At 76.4% G+C, this 22,641-nt stretch carries 1 protein-coding gene; it reads right to left on the reverse strand.

Annotation, left to right across the window (positions count from 1 at the left end; genetic code table 11):
• Nucleotides 1-48: 48 nt before the first annotated feature.
• Nucleotides 49-22,578, reverse strand: a complete 22,530-nt coding sequence (locus AC068A_RS15595) for an SDR family NAD(P)-dependent oxidoreductase (protein ID WP_478585120.1) — start codon at nucleotides 22,576-22,578, stop codon at nucleotides 49-51.
• Nucleotides 22,579-22,641 lie beyond the last annotated feature (63 nt).

Raw genomic sequence — 22,641 nt, forward strand, 5'->3', positions numbered from 1 at the left:
AGTCGGAAGAGTCAGAGTGGTGGGAAGGGGCGGAACGGAGCGGCCGCGTCATGAGATGCCGAACTCCTTGCCGATGAAGTCGAAGAGGTCGTCGTCGGTCGCGCTCTCCAGCGCCTCGGCGACATCGGCGCCGTCGGAGGCGGCGGGCGCGCCGGCGGCCTCCGTCCCGGCCTCGCTCCAGGCGGCCAGCAGGGCCTGGAGCCGCTCGCTGATGCGGTCGCGGCCGGCGTCGTCGGGCGTGGACGTGACGAGCGTCTTCTCCAGCCGGTCCAGTTCGGCGAGCAGCGGGGGTACCTCCGCGGCGCCGTCCTGCCAGAGCTCGTCCCGCAGGAACTCGACGAGCGCCGCCGGTGTCGGGTAGTCGAAGACGAGGGTGGCGGGCAGGCGGACACCCGTGGCCGCACCGAGCCGGTTGCGCAGCTCGACCGCCGTCAGCGAGTCGAAGCCGACCTCGTTGAACGACCGTGCCGGGTCGACCGCTTCGGGGCCGGCGAAACCGAGGACCCCCGCGACGTACGTGCACACCAGCTCCAGCAGGGCCTCGTCGCGCGCGGCCGGCGAGAGGCCGGTGAGGCGCTCGCGCAGCCCGGCTCCGCCGTCCGTGCCGGGGGCGGTGGTGCCTGCGGCCCGGCGTACGGGCGTACGGACCAGGCCGGACAGGAGCGGCGGCAGCATGCCGCTGCCGGCCTGGGTGCGGAGGGCGGCCAGGTCCAGCTTCACCGGGACGAGCAGCGGCTGCCCGGCGGCGCAGGCGGTGTCGAACAGTGCCACGCCCTCGCCGGCGGTGAGGGCGTGGACTCCGCCGCGGCCCAGGCGCGAGACCTCTTCGGCGTCCAGGGTGGCCCCCATGCCGCCGCCGGTCTCGGCCCACAGGCCCCAGGCCAGCGAGGTGGCGGCGAGGCCGCTCGCCCGGCGGTGGGCGGCGAGGGCGTCCAGGAAGGTGTTGGCGGCTGCGTAGTTGGCCTGGCCCGCGCCGCCGAACACGCCGGCGGCGGAGGAGAACAGGACGAACGCGGAGAGGTCGAGGTCCCGGGTCAGCTCGTGCAGGTTCCAGGCGGCGTCCGCCTTCGGGCGGAGGACCGCCGACAGCCGCTCGGCCGTCAGCGAGCCGATGACGCCGTCGTCCAGGACGCCGGCGGTGTGCACGACCGCGGTCAGCGGGTGCTCGGCCGGGATGCCCGCCAGTACGGCCGCCAGCGCGTCCCGGTCGGCCACGTCGCAGGCCGCCCAGGCGACCTCGGCGCCCAGACCGGCCAGCTCGGCCGTCAGCTCCGGGGCACCCGCGGCCGCTTGACCGCGGCGGCTCACCAGCAGCAGGTGGCGTACGCCGTGCTCGGTGACCAGGTGCCGCGCGAACAGGCCGCCGAGCGAACCGCTCGCGCCCGTCACCAGCACCGTGCCGTCGGCGTCCCACTCCGTGGCGGAGCCGGCGGCCGCCGCGGTCCGCGCCAGCCTCGGCACCAGGACCGAACCGCCCCGCACCGCGGCCTCGGACTCGCCCGAGGCCAGTACGGCGGGCAGGGCGCGGTGGGACGCGTCGCTGCCGTCGGTGTCGGCCAGGACGATGCGGCCCGGGTTCTCCGACTGCGCCGACCGCACCAGACCCCATACCGCGGCGTGCACCAGATCCGACGGTCCCTCGCCGGGTACGGCGGCCGCCGCGCCCTGCGTCAGGAACAGCAGGCGGGAGTCCGCGAACCGCTCGTCCGACAGCCACTCCTTCACCAGGGCCAGGACCCGGCCGGTCGCGGTGTGCACGGCACCCGCGACGTCCTCGGGGTTGGTCGCCGGGGGCAGCGGGACGCACACCACGGCCGGGTCGGCGAGGGTGGCGAGGGAGTCGTGGGCCTCGTAGCGGACGCCGACGGCGTCCAGGCCGGGGTGGCTGTCCCCAAGCAGTGCCCAGGGGCGCTGCTCGGCCGCGGAGACCGGGGTCACCGGTACGGCGGTCCACTCCACCTGGAACAGGGACTCCTGGCGGCCGCCGCGGGCCGCGCCGATCTGCTCGGGCGAGACCGCGCGCAGCGCCAGCGACGCCACCGAGGCCACGGGGGCGCCCGCCGGGTCGGCGAGCTCCAGTGCGACCGCGTCGCGGCCGGCCGGGACCAGGCGGACCCGTACCGCGGAGGCGCCGGCGGCGTGCAGCCGGACCCCGCTCCAGGCGAAGGGCAGCCGCCCCCGGCCGGTGTTCTCGACGAGGGAGCCGAGTCCGGCCGCGTGGAGGGTGGCGTCGAGGAGCGCCGGGTGGAGGCCGAACCAGTCGGCCGTGCCGGCGGTCTCCCCGTCCAGGCCGACCTCGGCGTACACGGCGTCGCCGGCGAGCCAGGCCGAGCGCAGGCCCTGGAAGGCGGGGCCGTAGTCGAAGCCGGCGGCGGCGAGGCCCTCGTAGAGGCCGTCGAGGTCCACCGGATCGGCTCCGGCCGGCGGCCAGGCCGTGAGGTCGGCCGCCGGGGGCGTGGTGTCGGCGGTGCCGGGGGCGAGGACGCCGGTGGCGTGCCGCGTCCACGGCTGGTCGGCGTCGCCGTCCTCGTCTCGGGAGTACAGGGCCAGGTCGCGCCGTCCGGAGTCGTCGGCCGCGGCGACGGAGAGCCGCAGCTGGGCGCCGCCGTGCTCGGGCAGGACCAGCGGGGCCTCCAGGGTCAGCTCCTCCAGGACCTCGCAGCCGACCTGGTCGCCGGCGCGGACCGCGAGCTCGACGAAGGCGGTGCCGGGCAGGAGGACCGAGCCGAGAACGGTGTGGTCCGCGAGCCAGGGCTGGGTGGCCGTCGACAGCCGGCCGGTGAAGAGGAGGCCGTCGGAGTCGGGCAGTTCGACGGCGGCGCCGAGCAGCGGGTGATCGGTCGCGCCGAGGCCGAAGCCTGCGGCGTCGCCCGGGGCGTGCTGCGCGCCGGCGGCGGAGTCGAGCCAGTACCAGTCGCGCTGGAAGGCGTAGGTGGGCAGTTCGGCCTGGCGGGCGCCGGTCGGCGAGAAGTACGCCTCCCAGTCCACCGCGGTGCCGCGGGTGTGGGCGAGGGCGAGGGCCGTGGCCAGGGTCTCGGGTTCGGGGCGGCCGGTGCGGAGGGCGGGCGCGAAGCGGGCCGCGCCGTCCTCGGTCAGGCAGTCCTGGGCCATCGCCGAGAGCACCCCGTCGGGGCCGAGCTCGACGTACGTCGTGACGCCGGCGGCTTCGAGGGCGCGGATGCCGTCGAGGAAGCGGACGGCTTCGCGGACGTGCCGCACCCAGAAGTCGGCGGAGGCCATCTCGTCGCCGGCGGGGGCGCCCGTCAGGTTGGACACGACCGGGATGCGCGGGGCCGCGTACGCGAGTCCCTCGGCCACCTTCCGGAAGTCGGCCAGCATGCCGTCCATGTGCGGCGAGTGGAAGGCGTGGCTGACCGCCAGGCGCTTGGTCTTGCGGCCCTGCGCCTCGAAGGCCTCCGCGACGGCGGCCGCCGCGTCCTCGTCGCCCGCGACCACGACGGACCGGGGGCCGTTGACCGCGGCGATGCCCACCCGCTCGGTCAGCAGCGGCGCGACCTCGTCCTCCGAGGCCTGGACGGCGATCATCACGCCGCCGGTCGGCAGTGCCTGCATCAACCGGCCGCGGGCGGCGACGAGTTCGCAGGCGTCGGCCAGCGGGAGCACGCCCGCCACGTGCGCGGCGGCGATCTCGCCGATGGAGTGGCCGGACAGGAAGTCCGGCCTCACTCCCCAGGACTCCAGCAGTCGGAACAGCGCCACCTCGACGGCGAACAGCGCCGGCTGGGTGTACTCCGTCCGGTCGAGCACGGCCGCGTCGTCACCGAACAGGACGTCCTTCAGCGGCAGTTCGAGCCTCGGGTCGAGCTCCGCGCACACCGCGTCCAGGGCGTCCGCGAACACGCGGTGGGTGTCGTACAGCTCCCGGCCGGTGCCGGGGCGCTGGCTGCCCTGGCCGGTGAACAGGAAGGCGAGCTTCCCGGCTCCGGCGGCGCCCACCGCGTCACGCGTGATCCCGGCGGCGGCCGGGTCGCCGTCCGCCAGGGCGGCGAGGCCGCGCAGCAGCTCGTCCCGGTCGCCGGCCACGACCGCGGCGCGGTGGTCGAAGGAGGCGCGGCGGGTGGCCAGCGAGTAGGCCACGTCCGCGGTGCCGGCCTCGGGCGCCGCCTCCAGGTGGGCCCGGAGGCGGGCCGCCTGGCCGCGCAGGGCCTCCGCCGACCTCGCGGAGAGCACGTACGGCAGCGCGGGCACCGGAGCACCCTCCGCGGTCCGGGCGGCCTCCGCCGGGGCCTGCTCGATGATCGTGTGCGCATTGGTGCCGCTGATGCCGAAGGACGACACACCGGCGCGGCGCGGGCGGCCGGTCTCGGGCCACGGCACGGACTCCGTCAGCAGGGAGACGGCGCCGTCCTCCCAGTCCACGTGCGGGGTCGGCTCGTCCACGTGCAGGGTCTTCGGCAGCACGCCGTGCCGCATCGCCATGATCATCTTGATGATGCCGGCGACACCGGCGGCGGCCTGCGTGTGGCCCATGTTGGACTTGATCGAGCCCAGCCACAACGGCTCGTCGGCCGCGCGCTCCCGGCCGTAGGTCGCCAGCAGCGCCTGGGCCTCGATCGGGTCGCCGAGGGTGGTGCCCGTGCCGTGCGCCTCGACCACGTCGATCATGTCGCTGGTCAGGGCGGCGGAGGCGAGGGCCTGCCGGATGACGCGTTGCTGGGACGGGCCGTTGGGCGCCGTCAGGCCGTTGCTCGCGCCGTCCTGGTTGATCGCCGAGCCGCGGACCACGGCCAGGACCGGGTGGCCGTTGCGGCGGGCGTCCGACAGGCGCTCGACGAGCAGCATCCCCGCGCCCTCGGCCCAGCTGGTGCCGTCGGCGGCCGCCGCGAAGGACTTGATGCGGCCGTCGGCGGCCAGGCCGCGCTGGCGGCTGAACTCGGTGAAGGTGCCCGGCGTCGACATGACCGTGACACCGCCGGCCAGCGCCATGGTGCACTCGCCGTTGCGGAGCGCCTGGATCGCCCAGTGCAGGGCGACGAGGGAGGACGAGCACGCCGTGTCGACGGTGACCGCCGGGCCCTCCAGCCCGAAGGCGTACGAAACGCGGCCCGAGGCGATGCTGCCGGAGTTGCCGGTGCCGAGGTAGCCCTCGACCCCGTCCGGCACGGAGGTGATCCGCGTGGCGTAGTCGTGGTACATGATGCCGGCGAAGACACCGGTCCGGCTGCCGCGCATCGTCGCCGGGTCGATGCCGGCCCGCTCGAAGGCCTCCCAGGAGGTCTCCAGGAGCAGCCGCTGCTGCGGGTCCATCGCCACGGCCTCGCGCGGCGAGATCCCGAAGAACGCCGGGTCGAAGCGGCCCGCGTCGTGCAGGAAGCCGCCCGAGCGGGTGTAGCTGGTGCCCCTGCCGTCCGGGTCCGGGTCGTACAGCGACTCCAGGTCCCAGCCGCGTCCCTGCGGGAACTCCGAGATGGCGTCGATACCGCCGGCCACCAGGCGCCACAGGTCCTCGGGGGTCTCGACCCCGCCGGGGTAGCGGCAGCTCATGCCGACGATCGCGATCGGGTCCTCGTGCAGCGCGCCGCCCGGGGCGGCGGGCACCGTCGGGGACTCGGAGACGGGGTGCTCGTCCGCGGACAGGCCGAGGACCTCGGCCCTCAGGTACGCGGCGAGGGCGCTCGGCGTCGGGTAGTCGAAGACGAGCGTGGCGGGCAGCCGTTCGCCGGTGGCGGCCCCGAGCCGGTTGCGCAGCTCGACGGAGGTCAGGGAGTCGAAGCCGAGCTCCTTGAACGCCCGGTCGGCCGGCACCTCGTCGGTGGAGGCATGGCCGAGTACGGCGGCGACCTCGGCCCGGACCATGTCCAGCAGGGCCGTCTCCCGTTCCTCGGCGGGCAGCCCGGCCAGCCGCGTGCGGAACGCGGAGCCGTCGCCCGTGGCGCCCCGGCCCGCGGCGGCCCGGCGTGCCGGGACCCGGACCAGGCCGCGCAGCAGGTCGGGGACCATGCCGGTACGGGCCTGGGCGCGCAGGGCGGCCAGGTCGAGCGGGAGCGGGACGAGCAGCGGGTCGGTGGTGCGCCGGGCCGCGTCGAAGAGCGCGAGGCCGGTCTCGGGGGTGAGGGCGCCGATGCCGCCGCGGTTGATGCGCTCGCGGTCGGCGTCGGTCAGCTCGCCGCCCATGCCGCCGACGCCGGTCCACAGGCCCCAGGCCAGCGAGGTGGCGGCGAGGCCGCTCGCCCGGCGGTGGGCGGCAAGGGCGTCCAGGAAGGTGTTGGCGGCTGCGTAGTTGGCCTGGCCCGCGCCGCCGAACACGCCGGCGGCGGAGGAGAACAGGACGAACGCGGAGAGGTCCAGCCCGGCCGTCAGCTCGTGGAGGTTCCACGCGGCGTCGACCTTCGGGCGGAGGACCGCGGACAAGCGGTCGGCCGTCAGCGAGCCGATGACGCCGTCGTCCAGGACGCCGGCGGTGTGCACGACCGCGGTCAGCGGGTGCTCGGCCGGGATGCCGGCCAGTACGGCCGCCAGCGCGTCCCGGTCGGCCACGTCACAGGCGGCCCACGACACCTCGGCGCCCAGGCCGGTGAGCGCGGCCGTCAGCTCCGGAGCCTCACCGCGGCGGGACACCAGCAGCAGGTGCCGTACGCCGTGCCCGGTCACCAGGTGCCGTGCGAACAGCCCGCCCAGCGAGCCGCTCGCTCCCGTCACCAGCACGGTGCCGTCGCCGTCCCACGCGGCGGCCGGATCGGCGGCCGCGGCCGCGGCGCGGGCCAGCCTCGGCACCAGCACGGAGCCGCCGCGTACCGCCACCTCGGACTCGCCCGAGGCCAGCGCCGCCGAGAGCGCCCCGGCCACACCGGCGTCGGTCGCGCCGGCGTCGACGTCCACCAGCAGCAGGCGGCCCGGGTTCTCGGACTGAGCCGACCGCACCAGACCCCGCACGGCCGCGTGCGACAGGTCCGCCACGCCTTCGCCCGGTACGGCCTCCACCGCGCCCCGGGTGAGGAACACCAGGCGCGTGTCCGCGGACCGCTCGTCCGCAGCCCGGTCCTGGAGCAGCCGGAGCACCCGGGCGGTCTCCGCGTGCGCCGCGGCGACCGGGTCAGCGCCGGCGGGCGTCGTGCACGGCACGACCAGGGCGGCCGCGGACTCGCCGGACTCGCCGGAGTCGCCGGAGTCGCCGGACCCGTCCATCATCCGCCAGTCCGCGGAGGACCCGCCGGCGGCCAGCTCCGTCCACTCCACCCGGAACAGGGCGTCGCGGGTGGCGTCCGGTGCCGTGGCGAGCTGGTCGCGGTTGACCGCGCGCAGGGCCAGTCCGGCCACCGAGGCGACGGGGGCGCCCGTGGCGTCGGCGATCGTCAGGGCCACCTCGCCGTTGCGGGCCGTGGCCAGCCGCACCCGGAGCTCGGCGGCCCCGACCGCGTGCAGGGACACACCGGACCAGGAGAACGGGAGGCGGCCTTCGCCGGCACCGGAGTCCGCGGCGCCCAGGCCGAGCGCGTGCAGGGCCGCGTCGAGCAGGGCGGGGTGCAGGCCGAACCGTGCGGCCTCGCCCGCGGCGACCTCGGGCAGGGCGACCTCGGCGTAGTACGCGTCCTGGTGGCGCCAGGCGGCGCGCAGACCGCGGAAGACCGGCCCGTAGCCGAAGCCGGAGTCCGCGAGGCCCGCGTACAGGCCGTCCACCGGGACGGGCTCCGCCCCGGCCGGAGGCCACTCGGCGAGGGTCTGCGGGGCCTGGCCGGTGCCCGGCGCGAGCACACCGGCGGCGTGCCGCGTCCACGGCGTGTCCGGGTCTGCGCCCTCGGGCCGGGAGTGCAGGGTCAGGCTGCGCCGGCCGGCCGCGCGGTCGACGGCGCCGAGGGAGAGCCGCAGCTGGACGCCGCCCTGCTCGGGCAGCACCAGCGGTGCCTCCAGGGTGAGTTCGTCGACCAGGTCGCAGCCGACGTGCGCGCCGGCCCGGAGGGCGAGTTCGACGAAGGCCGTGCCCGGGAGCAGGGCGGAGCCCATGACCCGGTGGTCCCCGAGCCAGGACTGGCCGGCCAGCGACAGGCGTCCGGTGAAGACGTGGCCGTCGGAGTCGGGCAGCTGGACCTCGGCGCCGAGCAGCGGGTGGTCGGCGGTGCCGAGACCGGCGGCGGTGACGTCGCCGTCCGCGCGGCCGGCGTCGAGCCAGTAGGGGGTGCGCTGGAAGGCGTACGTCGGCAGGTCGACGCGGCGGGCCCCGAGCGGGGCGTAGAAGGCCTGCCAGTCGATGGCGGTGCCGCGGACGTGGGCGGTGGACAGGGCGGTGAGCAGGGTCTCGGACTCGGGCCGGCCGGCGCGCAGGGCGGCGGCGAACGCGGCGGAGCCGGTGTCGTCGGTCAGGCAGTCCTGGGCCATCGCGGAGAGGATGCCGTCGGGGCCGAGCTCGACGTACGTCGTGACGCCGGCGGCTTCGAGGGCGCGGATGCCGTCGAGGAAGCGGACGGCTTCGCGGACGTGCCGCACCCAGAAGTCGGCGGAGGCCATCTCGTCGCCGGCGGGGGCGCCGGTCAGGTGGGACACGACCGGGATGCGCGGGGCGGCGTACGTCAGCCCCTTCGCGACCTCGCGGAAGTCGGCCAGCATGCCGTCCATGTGCGGCGAGTGGAAGGCGTGGCTGACCGTCAGGCGCTTGGTCTTGCGGCCCTGCGCCTCGAAGGCCTCCGCGACGGCGGCCGCCGCGTCCTCATCGCCCGCGACCACGACCGACCGGGGGCCGTTGACCGCGGCGATGCCCACCCGGTCGGTCCCGGCGAGCAGCGGCAGGACCTCGTCCTCCGAGGCCTCCACGGCGATCATCACGCCACCGGCGGGCAGGGCCTGCATGAGGCGGCCGCGGGCGGCGACCAGGGTGCACGCGTCGTCCAGCGAGAGGACACCGGCCGCGTGCGCGGCGGCGATCTCGCCGATGGAGTGGCCGGAGAGGAAGTCCGGCTTCACGCCCCAGGACTCGACGAGCCGGAACAGTGCCACCTCGACGGCGAACAGTGCCGGCTGGGTGTACGCCGTCTCGTTCAGGAGCTCCTCGTCCGGCCCGAACAGTACGTCCTTCAGCGGCCGTTCGAGGTCCAGGCGGGCGCACACCTCGTCGAGTGCGGCTGCGAACACCGGGTGGGTGTCGTACAGTTCGCGGCCCATGCCCGGGCGCTGGCTGCCCTGTCCGGTGAACAGGAAGGCGAGCTTCTCGCCGGGCGCGGGCGTGCCCCGCACCAGTCCGGCGGCCGAGCGGCCCTCGGCGAGGGCGGCCAGGCCGGTGCGGAAGCCGTCCCGGTCCGCCGCGACCACGGTGGCGCGCTGCTCGAAGACGGCCCGGGTGGTGGCCAGCGCGTGGCCGATGTCGGCCGGCTCCGCGGCCGGGTCGGCGTCCAGGTGGGCGAGGAGCCGCTCGGCCTGGGCGCGCAGGGCCTCGGAGGTGCGGGCGGTCAGGTGCCACGGCAGCGCGGCCGGGGCCGCCGCCCGGGTGGCCGGGGCGTCCGGGGTTTCCGCGGTTTCCGGGAGTTCGACGATGGCGTGGGCGTTCGTGCCGCTCATGCCGAAGGAGGAGACGCCGGCGCGGCGCGGGCGGCCGGTCTCCGGCCAGGGGCGCTGCCCGGTGAGCAGGCAGACCGCGCCCGCGGACCAGTCGACGTGCGGGGACGGCTCGTCGACGTGCAGGGTCTGCGGCAGCAGGCCGTGGCGCATCGCCTGGACCATCTTGATGACGCCGGCGACACCGGCGGCGGCCTGCGTGTGGCCGAAGTTGGACTTGATGGAGCCCAGCCACAGCGGGCTGTCCGCGGGCCGGTCCTGGCCGTACGTGGCCAGGAGCGCCTGCGCCTCGATCGGGTCGCCGAGGCGGGTGCCCGTGCCGTGTGCCTCGACCGCGTCGACCTCGGCGGCGGTCAGGCCCGCGTGGGCGAGGGCCTGGCGGATGACGCGCTGCTGGGAGGGGCCGTTGGGTGCGGTCAGGCCGTTGCTGGCGCCGTCCTGGTTGACGGCCGTGCCGCGGACGACCGCGAGGACCTGGTGTCCGTTGCGGCGGGCGTCGGAGAGCCGCTCGACGAGGAGCATGCCGGCGCCCTCGCCCCACGCGGTGCCGTCGGCGGCGGCTGCGAAGGGCTTGCAGCGGCCGTCGGCGGCGAGGCCGCGCTGGCGGCTGAACTCGGTGAAGACGTCGGGGGTGGTGATGATGGTGACGCCGCCCGCCAGGGCGAGCGAGCACTCGCCGGAGCGCAGGGCCTGCGCCGCGAGGTGCAGGGCGACCAGCGAGGAGGAGCAGGCGGTGTCGACGGTGACGGCCGGGCCCTCGAAGCCGAAGGTGTAGGAGACGCGGCCGGAGGCGATGCTGCTGGAGCCGCCGGTGCCGAGGTAGCCCTCGACCCCTTCGGGGACGGTGTTCAGGCGGGACACGTAGTCGTTGTGCATCTGGCCGACGAACACGCCGACCTGGTGTCCGCGCAGGCCCGTCGGGTCGATCCCGGCCCGCTCGAACGCCTCCCAGGAGGTCTCCAGCAGCAGGCGCTGCTGCGGGTCCATGGCGAGGGCCTCGCGCGGGTTGATCCCGAAGAACGCGGGGTCGAAGTGGTGGGCGTCGTAGACGAAGCCGCCTTCCCGGGCGTACGAGGTGCCGGGGTTGTCGGGGTCGGGGTCGTACAGCGCGTCGGTGTCCCAGCCGCGGTCCTCGGGGAGGTGGGCGATGCCGTCGCGGCCTTCGGCGAGCAGCTCCCACAGGTCCTCGGGGCTGCGGACGCCGCCGGGGAAGCGGCAGCTCATGGCGACGATGGCGATGGGGTCGTCGGCGTCGGCGGGGCCGGCGCCGGCTGGGTGCCGCGGGAGGGCGGCCGCGGCAGCGGCGGCCTCGGAGCCGAGGAGCTCGTCCTTGAGGAAGCCGGCGAGGGCGGTGGGGGTGGGGTAGTCGAAGACGAGCGTGGCGGGCAGGCGGACGCCGGCGGCGGCGCCGAGCCGGTTGCGGAACTCGACGGCGGTCAGCGAGTCGAAGCCGAGGTCCTTGAAGGCGCGGCCGGGTTCGACGGCGTCCGGGGTGGCGTGGCCGAGGACGGCGGCCACCTGGTCGCGTACGAGGTCCAGGAGCAGCGCGTCGCGCTCGTTCCCGGGGAGCCGGACGAGCTGCTCCACCAGCGGGGTTCCGGTGCCGGCGGCGGTGGCGTCGACGGCCCGGCGGGCGGTGGTGCGGGCCAGGCCGCGCAGCAGGGCGGGGACCATGCCGGCGTCGGCCTGGCGCAGCGGGGCGAGGTCGAGCTGCATGGGGACGAGGTGGGCGTCGCCGGTGCGGTGCGCGGTGTCGAGCAGGGCGAGGCCCTCCTCGGAGGAGAGGCCGAGGACGCCGGAGCGCGTCATGCGGTCCTTGTCGGCGGTGTCGAGCTCGCCGGTCATGCCGCTTGCCTCGGCCCACAGGCCCCAGCCGAGGGAGGTGCCGGCCAGGCCGCGGGCCTGGCGGTGGCGGGCGAGGGCGTCGAGGAAGACGTTCGCGGCGGCGTAGTTGGCCTGGCCGGCGCCGCCGAAGGTGCCGGCGGCGGAGGAGAACAGGACGAAGTCGGCCAGGTCGAGCCGGCGGGTCAGCTCGTGCAGGTGGAGCGCGGCGTCGGCCTTGGGCCTGAGGACGCGGTCGACCCGCTCGGGGGTGAGGGCCGTGGTGATGCCGTCGTCGAGGACGCCGGCGGTGTGGATGACGGCGGTCAGCGGGTGCGCGGCCGGGATGCCGGCCAGGAGGGCGGCGAGCGCGTCGCGGTCGGCGGCGTCGCAGGCGGCGACGGTGACCTCGGCGCCCAGGGCGCGCAGTTCGGCGGCGAGTCCGGCGGCGCCGGCGGCGGCTTCGCCGCGGCGGCTGGTCAGGATCAGGCGGCGGGCGCCGCGGACGGTGACGGCGTGCCGGGCGACGAGGGCGCCCAGGGTGCCGGTGCCGCCGGTGATGAGGACGGTGCCCTCGGGGTTCCATTCGGCGGGCACCGTGAGGACGATCTTGCCGGTGTGGCGGGCCTGGCTGAGGTGGCGGAAGGCCTCGGGGGCCTGGCGCAGGTCCCAGGCGGAGACCGGGATCGGGCGCAGGGCGCCGGCCCGGAACAGGCCGAGGAGCTCGGTGAGCATCTCCTGGATGCGTTCCAGGCCGGCCTCGGTCAGGTCGAACGCCTGGTAGCGGACGCCGGGATGGGCGGCGGCGACGTCCTGCGGGTCGCGGACGTCCGTCTTGCCCATTTCGACGAAACGGCCGCCGCCCGGCAGCAGCCGCAGCGAGGCGTCGACGAACTCGCGGGCCAGGGAGTCCAGGACGACGTCGACACCGCGTCCGCCGGTGGCGGTGCGGAAGGTGTCCTCGAAGTCGAGGGTGCGGGAGGAGGCGATCCGGTCGTCGGTCAGGCCGAGTCCGCGCAGGGTGTCCCACTTGGCGGGGCTGGCGGTGGCGTAGACCTCGGCGCCCCAGTGGCGGGCCAGCTGGACGGCGGCCATGCCGACACCGCCGGCGGCGGCGTGCACGAGGAGGGCCTCGCCCTGCCGGAGGCCGGCGAGGTCGTGGAGGGCGTAGTACGCCGTCATGAAGACGATCGGTACGGCGGCGGCCTCGGCGAAGGTCCAGCCCTCGGGCATCGGGGCGATCATGCGGCGGTCGACGACGGCGAGCGGGCCGAAGGCGCCGGGCAGCATGCCCATGACGCGGTCGCCGGGGGCGAGGTCGGTGACGCCCGGGCCGGTCTCCAGGACGATGCCGGCGCCTTCGGAGCCCATCAGGCCGGGGTCGCCGGGGTACATGCCGAGGGCGTTGAGGACGTCGCGGAAGTTGAGGCCGGCGGCGCGGACGGCGACGCGGACCTGGCCGGGCTCCAGCGGGGCCTCGGACTCCGGGCTGGGGAGGAGGGTGAGGTGGTCGAGGGTGCCCTTGTCCTCGATGTCCATGCGCCAGGCGGAGGCGTCCGCGGGCGGGGTCAGCGGGGTGACGGCCGGCACCCGGGCGAGGCGGGGGGCGTGGACGGTACCGCGGCGGACCGCGAACTGCGGCTCGCCGGTGGCGAGGGCGGCGGCGAGCAGGCCCGGGAGGGTGTCGCCGGCGGCGGTGCCGTCGAGGTCGGCGAGGACGAAGCGGTCGGGGTTCTCCGCCTGCGCGGTCCGGACCAGGCCCCAGACGGGGGCGTGGACGGGGTCGGCGAGGTCCTGGTCGCCCTGGGTGGCGACGGCGCCGCGGGTGACGAACACCAGGCGGGACTCGGCGAACCGGTCGTCGGCGAACCGGTCGTCGGCGAGCCAGTCCTGGACCAGGGCGAGGGCCCGGTGGGTGGCGGCGCGGACGGCGTCGGGGGTGAGCGCCCCTTCGTCGCCGGCGGCGGGACAGGGGGCCAGGACGTACGCGGGGGCGGGGGCTCCCGCGTCGACGGCGGCGGCGAGGGCCGCCAGGTCGGCGTGGGTGCGGCCGGGCAGGCCGGTGCCGGTGCCGAGGACGGCCCAGGTGTCGCCCCGCTCGTCGTCCGGGGTGCCGGACGGCAGCGGCACGGTGGCCCAGTCGATGCGGAACAGCGACTCGTGGTGCACGGCGCGGGCGGCGCCGGCCAGCCGGTCGGCGGAGACGGGCCGCACCATCAGGCGCTCGACGGCGGCGACGGGCGCGCCGGTGGTGTCCGCGACCTGGAGGGAGAGGGTGTCCTCGCCGCCGGCGGTGAGGCGGACGCGCAGGGCGGCCGCGCCGACGGCGTGCAGGGACACCCCGCGCCAGGAGAACGGCAGCCCGCCCTGCCGGTCGCCGTCGGGGGACGACCGGACGAAGGTGGCGTGCAGGGCGGCATCGAGGAGGGCCGGGTGCAGGCCGAACCGGGCGGCGTCGGCCTGCCGGTCGTCGGGCAGGGCCACCTCGGCGTACACGTCGTCGCCGAGGGTCCAGGCGGCCCGCAGGCCCTGGAAGACGGGCCCGTAGGCGAAGCCGCCCCGGCCGAGGTGCTCGTACAGGCCGTCGACGGTGGCGGCCTCGGCGCCGGCCGGCGGCCAGGCGGTGAGGTCGAAGGCCGGGCGGGGGGCGCCGGCGGCGAGGACGCCGGTGGCGTGGCGGGTCCACGGCTCGTCGTCGGCGGCGTCCGGGTCGCCGGAGTACAGGTCCAGGGTGCGGCGGCCGTCCCGGTCGGGGGCGCCCACCACGATCTGCAGGCGGACCGCGGAATGCGGGGCCAGGATCAGCGGGGCTTCGAGGGTGAGCTCCTCCAGCAGGCCGCAGCCGGCCTGGTCGCCGGCCCGGATGGCGAGCTCGACGAAGGCGGTGCCCGGGAGCAGGACGGTGCCCATGACGGCGTGGTCGGCCAGCCAGGGGTGGGTGTCGAGGGAGAGCCGCCCGGTGAACAGGAAGCCCTCGCCGTCGGCCAGCGGCACGGCGGCGCCGAGCAGCGGGTGGTGGGCGGCGCCCAGACCGGCCGACTCGACGTCCCCGACGTGGCCGGCGGGGGCTTCGAGCCAGAACCGGCGGCGCTGGAAGGCGTACGTGGGCAGGTCGGTGCGGCGGGCGCCGGTCGTGGCGAAGTACGCGGTCCACTCGACGGGGACGGTGCGGGTATGGAGGGCTGCGATCGCGGCGGCCAGTGCCTCGGCCTCGCCGCGGTCGCGGCGCAGGGCCGGGACGAACACGGCATCGGTGGTCCTGTCGGTGTCGGTCAGGCAGTCGCGGCCCAGGCCCGACAGCACGCCCTGCGGGCCGAGTTCGAGGTAGGTGGTGACGTGCTCGGCGTCCAGGGTGCGGATGCCGTCGAGGAAGCGGACCGCTTCGCGGACGTGGGCGACCCAGTGCTCGGGGGTGCGCAGTCCCTCGCCCGCGATCTCGCCGGTGAGGTTCGTGACGACGGGGATGGCGGGCGCGTGGTAGGTGAGGGAGGCGGCGACCTCGCGGAAGGCGTCGAGCATGCCGTCCATCAGCGGGGAGTGGAAGGCGTGGCTGACGGTGAGCCGCCTGGTCTGCCGGCCGCGCGACTCGAACTCGGCGGCGATCGCCAGCGCGAGGTCCTCCTCGCCGGAGACGACGACGGCGGAGGCGGAGTTGACGGCGGCGATGCCGATCCGGTCCTCGTGGCCTGCCAGCAGCGGCCGGACCTCGTCCTCGGTGGCGCCGAGCGCGATCATCGCGCCGCCCTCGGGCAGCTGCTCCATGAGCCGGCCGCGGGCGGCGACCAGGGCGGCCGCGTCGGGCAGGGTGAGGACGCCGGCGACGTGCGCGGCGGTGATCTCGCCGATGGAGTGGCCGGCGACGAAGTCGGGGCGTATCCCCCAGGATTCGACGAGCCGGTAGAGCGCGGTCTCCAGGGCGAACAGGGCGGGCTGGGTGTACCCGGTCCGGTTGAGGAGGTCGCCGTCCTCGGCGAACAGGACGTCCCTGAGCGGCTGTTCGAGGTGCGGGTCCAGGGCGGCGCAGACCTCGTCGAGGGCGGCGGCGAACACCGGGTGGGCGGCGTACAGTTCGCGGCCCGTGCCGGGGCGCTGGCTGCCCTGCCCGGTGAACAGCACCGCGAGCCGGCCGTCGCCGGCGTCGTGCCGGACGAGCCGGGCGTGGTCGCGGCCCTCGGCGAGCGCGGCGAGCCCGGTGCGGAGCTCCTCGCGGTCGGCGGCGACGACGCCGGCCCGGCGGTCCAGGGCGGTACGGGTGGTGGCCAGCGAGTACGCCGCGTCGGCGAGACCCGCGTCGGGCTGCTCGGCGAGGTGGGCGCCGAGCCGGGCGGCCTGGGCGCGCAGCGCGTCGGGGGTGCGGCCGGAGAGGACGAACGGCAGCGGGGTGCCGGCCGGGAGGGCGGCCGCGGGGGTGCGGGCGCCGTCGTCCGTACCCGCCTCGGCGTGCCCGTCGGCGGGCGGCTGCTCGATGATGACGTGTGCGTTGGTGCCGCTGACGCCGAAGGAGGAGACGCCCGCGCGGCGCGGGCGGCCCGTCTCGGGCCACTGCGTCCGCTCGGTGAGGAGGGAGACGGCGCCGGCGGTCCAGTCGATGTGCGGGGACGGCTCGCCGATGTGCAGCGATGCCGGCAGGACGCCGTGGCGCAGGGCGAGGACCATCTTGATGATGCCGGCGGCGCCGGCGGCGGCCTGGGTGTGGCCGATGTTGGACTTGATGGAGCCCAGGTGCAGGGGCTGGTCCGCGGGCCGGTCCTGGCCGTAGGTGGCGATCAGGGCCTGGGCCTCGATGGGGTCGCCGAGGGTGGTGCCGGTGCCGTGGGCCTCGACGGCGTCGACGTCGGCGGCGGTCAGGCCGGCGTGGGCGAGGGCCTCGCGGATGACGCGCTGCTGGGAGGGGCCGTTGGGGGCGGTGAGGCCGTTGGAGGCGCCGTCCTGGTTGACGGCGGTGCCGCGGACCACGGCGAGGACCTGGTGGCCGTTGCGGCGGGCGTCGGAGAGCCGCTCGACGAGGATCATGCCGGCGCCCTCGGCCCAGCCGGTGCCGTCGGCGTCGGCGGAGAAGGACTTGCAGCGGCCGTCGGTGGCGAGGCCCCGCTGGCGGCTGAAGTCGATGAAGGTGTCCGGGGTGGACATGACGGTGACACCGCCGGCGAGCGCCATGTCGCACTCGCCGCTGCGCAGGGCCTGCGCGGCCAGGTGCAGGGCGACCAGGGAGGAGGAGCAGGCCGTGTCGATGGTGACGGCGGGGCCTTCGAGGCCGAAGGTGTAGGAGATGCGGCCGGAGGCGACGCTGCCGGCGGTGCCGGTGCCGAGGTAGCCCTCCAGGCCCTCGGGGACGGCCGGGAGCCGGGTCAGGTAGTCGTGGTACATGACGCCGGCGAAGACGCCGGTGCGGCTGCCGCGCATCGAGGCGGGGTCGATGCCGGCGCGTTCGAAGGCCTCCCAGGAGGTCTCCAGCAGGAGCCGCTGGTGCGGGTCCATGGCGAGGGCCTCGCGCGGGTTGATGCCGAACAGGTCCGGGTCGAAGTCGGCGGCATCGTGCAGGAAGCCGCCCTCCCGGGTGTACGAGGTCCCGGCCCGGCCGGGGTCGGAGTCGTACAGCGCGTCGAGGTTCCAGCCGCGGTCGGTGGGGAACGGGGAGATCGCGTCGACGGAGCCGGCGACGAGCTGCCACAGCTCCTCGGGGGTGGTGACGCCGCCGGGGTAGCGGCAGGCCATGGCGACGATGGCGATGGGCTCGTCGGCGACGGCCGGGACGTGGCCGGTGGTGCCGGCGGAGGCGGCCGGGGCCTGGTCGCCGAGGAGTTCGGTGCGCAGGAACGCGGCGAGGGCGTTCGGGGTGGGGTAGTCGAAGACGAGGGTGGCGGGCAGCCGGACGCCGGTGGCCGAGCCGAGGCGGTTGCGCAGTTCGACGGCGGTGAGCGAGTCGAAGCCGAGCTCCTTGAAGGCGCGGCCGGGGTCGACGGCGTCGGGTCCGGGGAAGCCGAGGACGGCGGCGACCTGGACGCGGACGGTGGCCAGCAGCAGCCGGTCGCGGTCGGTGGCGGTCAGCGGCAGCAGCCGCTCGGCGAGACCGCCGGCCGGCGCGTCGCCCCGGTCGGCGGCGGTGCGGCGGGCGGCGGGCCGGACGAGGCCGCGCAGCAGCGGCGGGACCGTGCTCGCGTCGGCTTGGCGCAGCCCGGCCAGGTCGAGGTGCATGGGGACGGCGGTGGGCTCGCCGGTCTCGCGGGCGGTGTCCATGAGGGCGAGGCCCTCGGCGGAGGACAGTGCGGCGACGCCGGCGCGCGAGATCCGCTCCAGGTCGGTGTCGGCGAGGTCGCCGGTCATGCCGCTGCGTTCGGCCCACAGGCCCCAGGCGAGCGCGGTGGCGGGCAGGCCTTCGGCGCGGCGGCGCTGGGCGAGGGCGTCGAGGAAGGTGTTGGCGGCGGCGTAGTTGGCCTGGCCGGCCGCGCCGAGGGTGCCGGCGGCGGCGGAGAACAGCACGAACGCGGCGAGGTCGAGGTCGCGGGTCAGTTCGTGGAGGTGGACGGCGGCGTCGACCTTGGCGGGCAGGACGTGGTCGATCCGCTCGGGGGTGAGGGATTCGAGGATGCCGTCGTCGAGGACGCCGGCGGTGTGCACGACGGCGGTCAGCGGGTGCTCGGCGGGTACGGCGGCCAGCAGCGCGGTGAGCGCGTCGCGGTCGGCGGCGTCGCAGGCGGCGAGGGTGACCTCGGCGCCCATCGCGCGCAGCTCTGCGAGGAGTTCGGGGGCGCCGGCGGCGGCCTCGCCGCGGCGGCTGGTCAGCAGCAGGCGGCGGACGCCGTGCGCGGTGACCAGGTGGCGGGCGACGAGCCCGCCGAGGGTGCCGGTGGCGCCGGTGACCAGGGCGGTGCCGTCGGTGTCGAGCGGGCGGGCCTGCCGGCCCTCGGCCGCGGGCACGGCGGGGACGCGGGCGAGCCGGGGCACGAGGGCCCGGCCCTCGCGGAGGGCGAGCTGCGCCTCGCCGGTGGCCAGGGCGGCGGGCAGGGCGCGCAGGGACTCCTCGCGGTCGTCCAGGTCGAGCAGGACGAACCGGTCGGGGTGCTCGGACTGGGCGGACCGCAGCAGGCCCCACAGCGGGGCCTGGGCCAGCCCGGGGACGTCGGAGCCGGCGGTGGTGGCGACGGCGCCGTGGGTGGTGAACACCAGGCGGGAGCCGGCGAAGCGGTCGTCGGCGAGCCAGGTCTGGGCCAGCTCCAGGGCGTGGTGCAGGGCGTCGGCGACGGCGGCGGGCAGGGCGGCGTCGACCGGGGTCGCCGAGGTGTCGGCGGGGGCGGGGACGGACACGGGGAGGATGACGGCCTGCGGGACCGGGCCGCCGGCCTCGACGGCCGCGGCGAGGGCCACGAGGTCCGCATGCGTGGCTGCCGTGGGCAGGACGGTGGTGAACCGGCCGGCCGCGGCGTCCCCGCCGAGCAGCGCCCACTGGCCGGGGGCGACGGTGGTGGCGGCCGGGAGGGCCAGCGGGGTCCAGTCGACGCGGAACAGCGATTCGTGGAAGGCGGTGCGGGCGGCCCGGACCTGGTCGGGGCTGACGGGGCGGAGCAGCAGGGCCTCGACGGAGGCGACGGGCGCGCCGGTCTCGTCGGCGAGGTCGACGCAGACGGTGTCCTGGCCGGCGGGGGCCAGGCGGACGCGGAGGGCGCGGGCGCCGACGGCGTGCAGGGCGACGCCGCTCCAGGAGAACGGCAGCCGGCCGTGCTCGGTGTCCTCCAGCAGGGAGCCCATGCCGACGGCGTGCAGGGCGGCGTCGAGCAGGGCCGGGTGCAGGCCGAACAGGGCGGCCTCGGCGTGGGCCCGTTCGGGCAGGCGGACCTCGGCGAAGACCTCGCCGCCGCGCTGCCAGGCGCCGGTCAGGCCCTGGAAGACGGGCCCGTAGGCGAAGCCGGTGCCGGTGAGGTATGCGTACAGGCCGTCGACGGGGAGGGCGGTGGCGCCCTGCGGCGGCCAGACGGCCAGGTCGGTGCCGGGCCCCCGGTCGGCCTGTGCGCCGGCGGGGGCGAGGAGGCCGGTGGCGTGCCGGGTCCAGGCGCCTTCGCCCCAGGTGTCGTCGGCGGCGTCCTCGGGCCGGGAGTGCAGGGTCAGCGTGCGCCGTCCGTCGGCGTCGGGCGCGCCGACGGCGAGCTGGATCTGGACGCCGCCGTGCGGGGGCAGGACCAGGGGGGCCTGGAGGGTGAGTTCGTCGAGGAGCTCGCAGCCGCTGTGCTCGCCGGCCCGGAGGGCGAGTTCCACGAAGGCGGTGCCGGGCAGCAGCACGGTGTCCATGACCGTGTGGTCGGCCAGCCAGGGGTGGGTGGCCAGGGAGAGCCGGCCGGTGAACAGGTAGCCGTCGCCGTCGGCGAGCGCGATGGCGGCGCCGAGCAGCGGGTGGTCGGCGGAGCCGATGCCGGCGGCGGTGACGTCGCCGGTCCAGGCGGTGGGCTGCTCGGGCCAGTACAGGCGGCGCTGGAAGGCGTACGTGGGCAGGTCGATGCGGGTGCCGCCGCGTCCGGCGAAGACGGCGGACCAGTCCACGGCGACGCCGTGGGCGTGGGCCCGGGCGACGGCGGCGGCGAACGCGGCCGGCTCGGGGCGGTCGGCGCGCAGGACGGGCACGAACACGGCGTCGTCGTGGCCGGTGAGGCAGTCCTGGGCGAGGGCGGTGAGGACGCCGCCGGGGCCGACCTCGACGAAGGTGGTGACGCCGAGTGCGGCGAGGGCGCGTACGCCGTCGAGGAAGCGGACGGCCTCGCGGACGTGCCGCACCCAGTAGTCGGCGGTGCACATCTCCTCGGCGGTCACGGAGGCGCCGGTGAGGTTGGAGACGATCGGGGTGACGGGCGGCGCGTAGGAGACGTTTTCGGCGGCCTCGCGGAAGGCGTCGAGCATGCCGTCCATGAGCGGGGAGTGGAAGGCGTGGCTGACGGTGAGCCGCTTGGTGCGGCGGCCGCGGGCGCGCAGGGCCTCGGCGACCGCCGTGGCCGCGTCCTCGTCGCCGGAGACGACCACGGAGCGGGGGCCGTTGACGGCGGCGATGGACACCCGGTCGGTGAGGAGCGGGGTGACCTCGTCCTCGCCGGCCTCGACGGCGATCATCGCGCCGCCGGCGGGCAGGGCCTGCATCAGCCGGCCGCGGGCGGCGGCCAGGGCGGCGGCGTCGGGGAGGGTGAGGACGCCGGCGACGTGCGCGGCGGCGAGTTCGCCGACCGAGTGCCCGATGAGGAAGTCGGGGGTGACGCCCCACTGTTCGAGCTGCCGGTAGAGGGCGACCTCGACGGCGAACAGGGCGGCCTGGGTGTAGGCGGTCTCGTCCAGCAGCGCCGCCCCGGGGGTGTTCTCGGCGGCGAACAGGACGTCGTACAGGGGGCGTTCGAGGTGCCGGTCGAGTTCGTCGCGGACGGCGTCGAGGGCGCGGGCGAACGCCGGGTGGGTGGCGTACAACTCGCGGGCCATGCCGGGGCGCTGGCTGCCCTGGCCGGTGAACAGGAAGGCGGTGTTGCCCTCGCCGACGGTGCCCACGACGGCGGTGGCGGGCTGCTCGCCGGCGACGAGCGCGTCGAGGTCGGCGAGCAGCTGCCCGCGGCCGTCGGCGAAGAGGACGGTGCGGCGGTCCAGCGCGGCGCGGCCGGTGGCGAGGGAGAGGCCGAGGTCGGTCAGGCCCGCGGGGTCCGCGGCGAGCTCGGGGTGGGCGCGCAGGTGGGCGGCGAGGCGGCCGGCCTGGGCGCGCAGGCCCTCGTTGCCGTGGCCGGAGAGGGGCAGCGGCACGGGCCCGGTGGCGCCTTGCGCCGGAGCAGCCCCGGTGTCGGCACCCGTGTCCGTGGTGCCGGTCTCCCCCGGCGCCGCCGGGGTGTCGGCGGGCGGGGCCTGCTCGATGACGGTGTGGGCGTTGGTGCCGCTGACACCGAAGGAGGAGATGCCGGCGCGGCGCGGCTGGCCGGTCTCGGGCCACGGCACGGCCCGGGTGAGGAGTTCGACGTCACCCGTGGTCCAGTCGACGGCGGTGGACGGCCGGTCGATGTGGAGGGACTCGGGCAGGACGCCGTGCTGCATCGCCAGGACCATCTTGATGATGCCCGCGACACCGGCGGCGGCCTGGGTGTGCCCGATGTTGGACTTGATCGAGCCGAGCCACAGCGGCCGGCCCTCGGCGCGGTTCTGGCCGTAGGTGGCGAGGATGGCCTGGGCCTCGATGGGGTCGCCCAGCGTCGTACCCGTGCCGTGCGCCTCGACGGCGTCGACCTGCGCCGGGGTGAGTCCGGCGTTGGTGAGCGCCTGCCGGATGACGCGCTGCTGGGAGGGCCCGTTGGGGGCGGTCAGGCCGTTGGAGGCGCCGTCCTGGTTGATGGCGCTGCCGCGGACCACGGCGAGCACCGGGTGCCCGTTGCGGCGGGCGTCGGAGAGCCGCTCCACGAGGAGCATGCCGACGCCCTCGCCCCAGCCGGTGCCGTCGGCGCCCTCGGCGAACGGCTTGCACCGGCCGTCGGGGGCGAGTCCGCGCTGCCGGCTGAACTGCACGAAGGCCCGCGGGCTGGACATGACGGTGACACCGCCGGCGAGGGCCAGGGAGCACTCGCCGCCCCGCAGTGCCTGCACCGCGAGGTGCAGGGCGACGAGCGAGGCCGAGCAGGCGGTGTCGACGGTGACGGCCGGGCCCTCCAGCCCGAAGGTGTAGGAGAGGCGGCCGGAGACGACGCTCGCGGCGTTCCCGGTGAGGAGGTACTGCTCGACGCCCTGGGGGACCCCGTCGCGCAGCAGGTCGGGGTAGTCCTGGCCGTTGGTGCCGATGAACACGCCGGCCTTGCTGCCGCGCAGGGTGCCCGGGTCGATCCCGGCGCGTTCGAAGGCCTCCCAGGAGGTTTCCAGCAGCAGGCGCTGCTGCGGGTCCATGCCGAGGGTCTCGCGCGGGCTGATCCCGAAGAAGCCGGCGTCGAACTCGCCGACCCGGTCGAGGAATCCGCCCTCCCGGGTGTAGGAGGTGCCGCTCCGCTCGGGGTCGGCGTCGTACAGGGACTCGATGTCCCAGCCGCGGTCGGTGGGGAAGCCGGTGACGGCGTCCCGGCCGCCCGCGACCAGGTCCCACAGGTCCTCCGGCGACTCGATGCCGCCGGGGAACCTGCAGGCCATGCCGACGATCGCGATGGGTTCGGGCTCCTGGGCCTCGACCTCGCGAAGGCGCTGGCGCGTCTGGTGCAGATCGGCCGTCACCCGCTTCAAGTAGCCGAGGATCTTGTCCTGATCCGCTACCTGATCCGCCATTGGAACCTCACCCATGCTCGTCACAAACCCTCGTGCCACTACTGCCTGCTGTTGCTGTCCGCT

Source organism: Streptomyces sp. NPDC043854 (assembly GCF_056436005.1).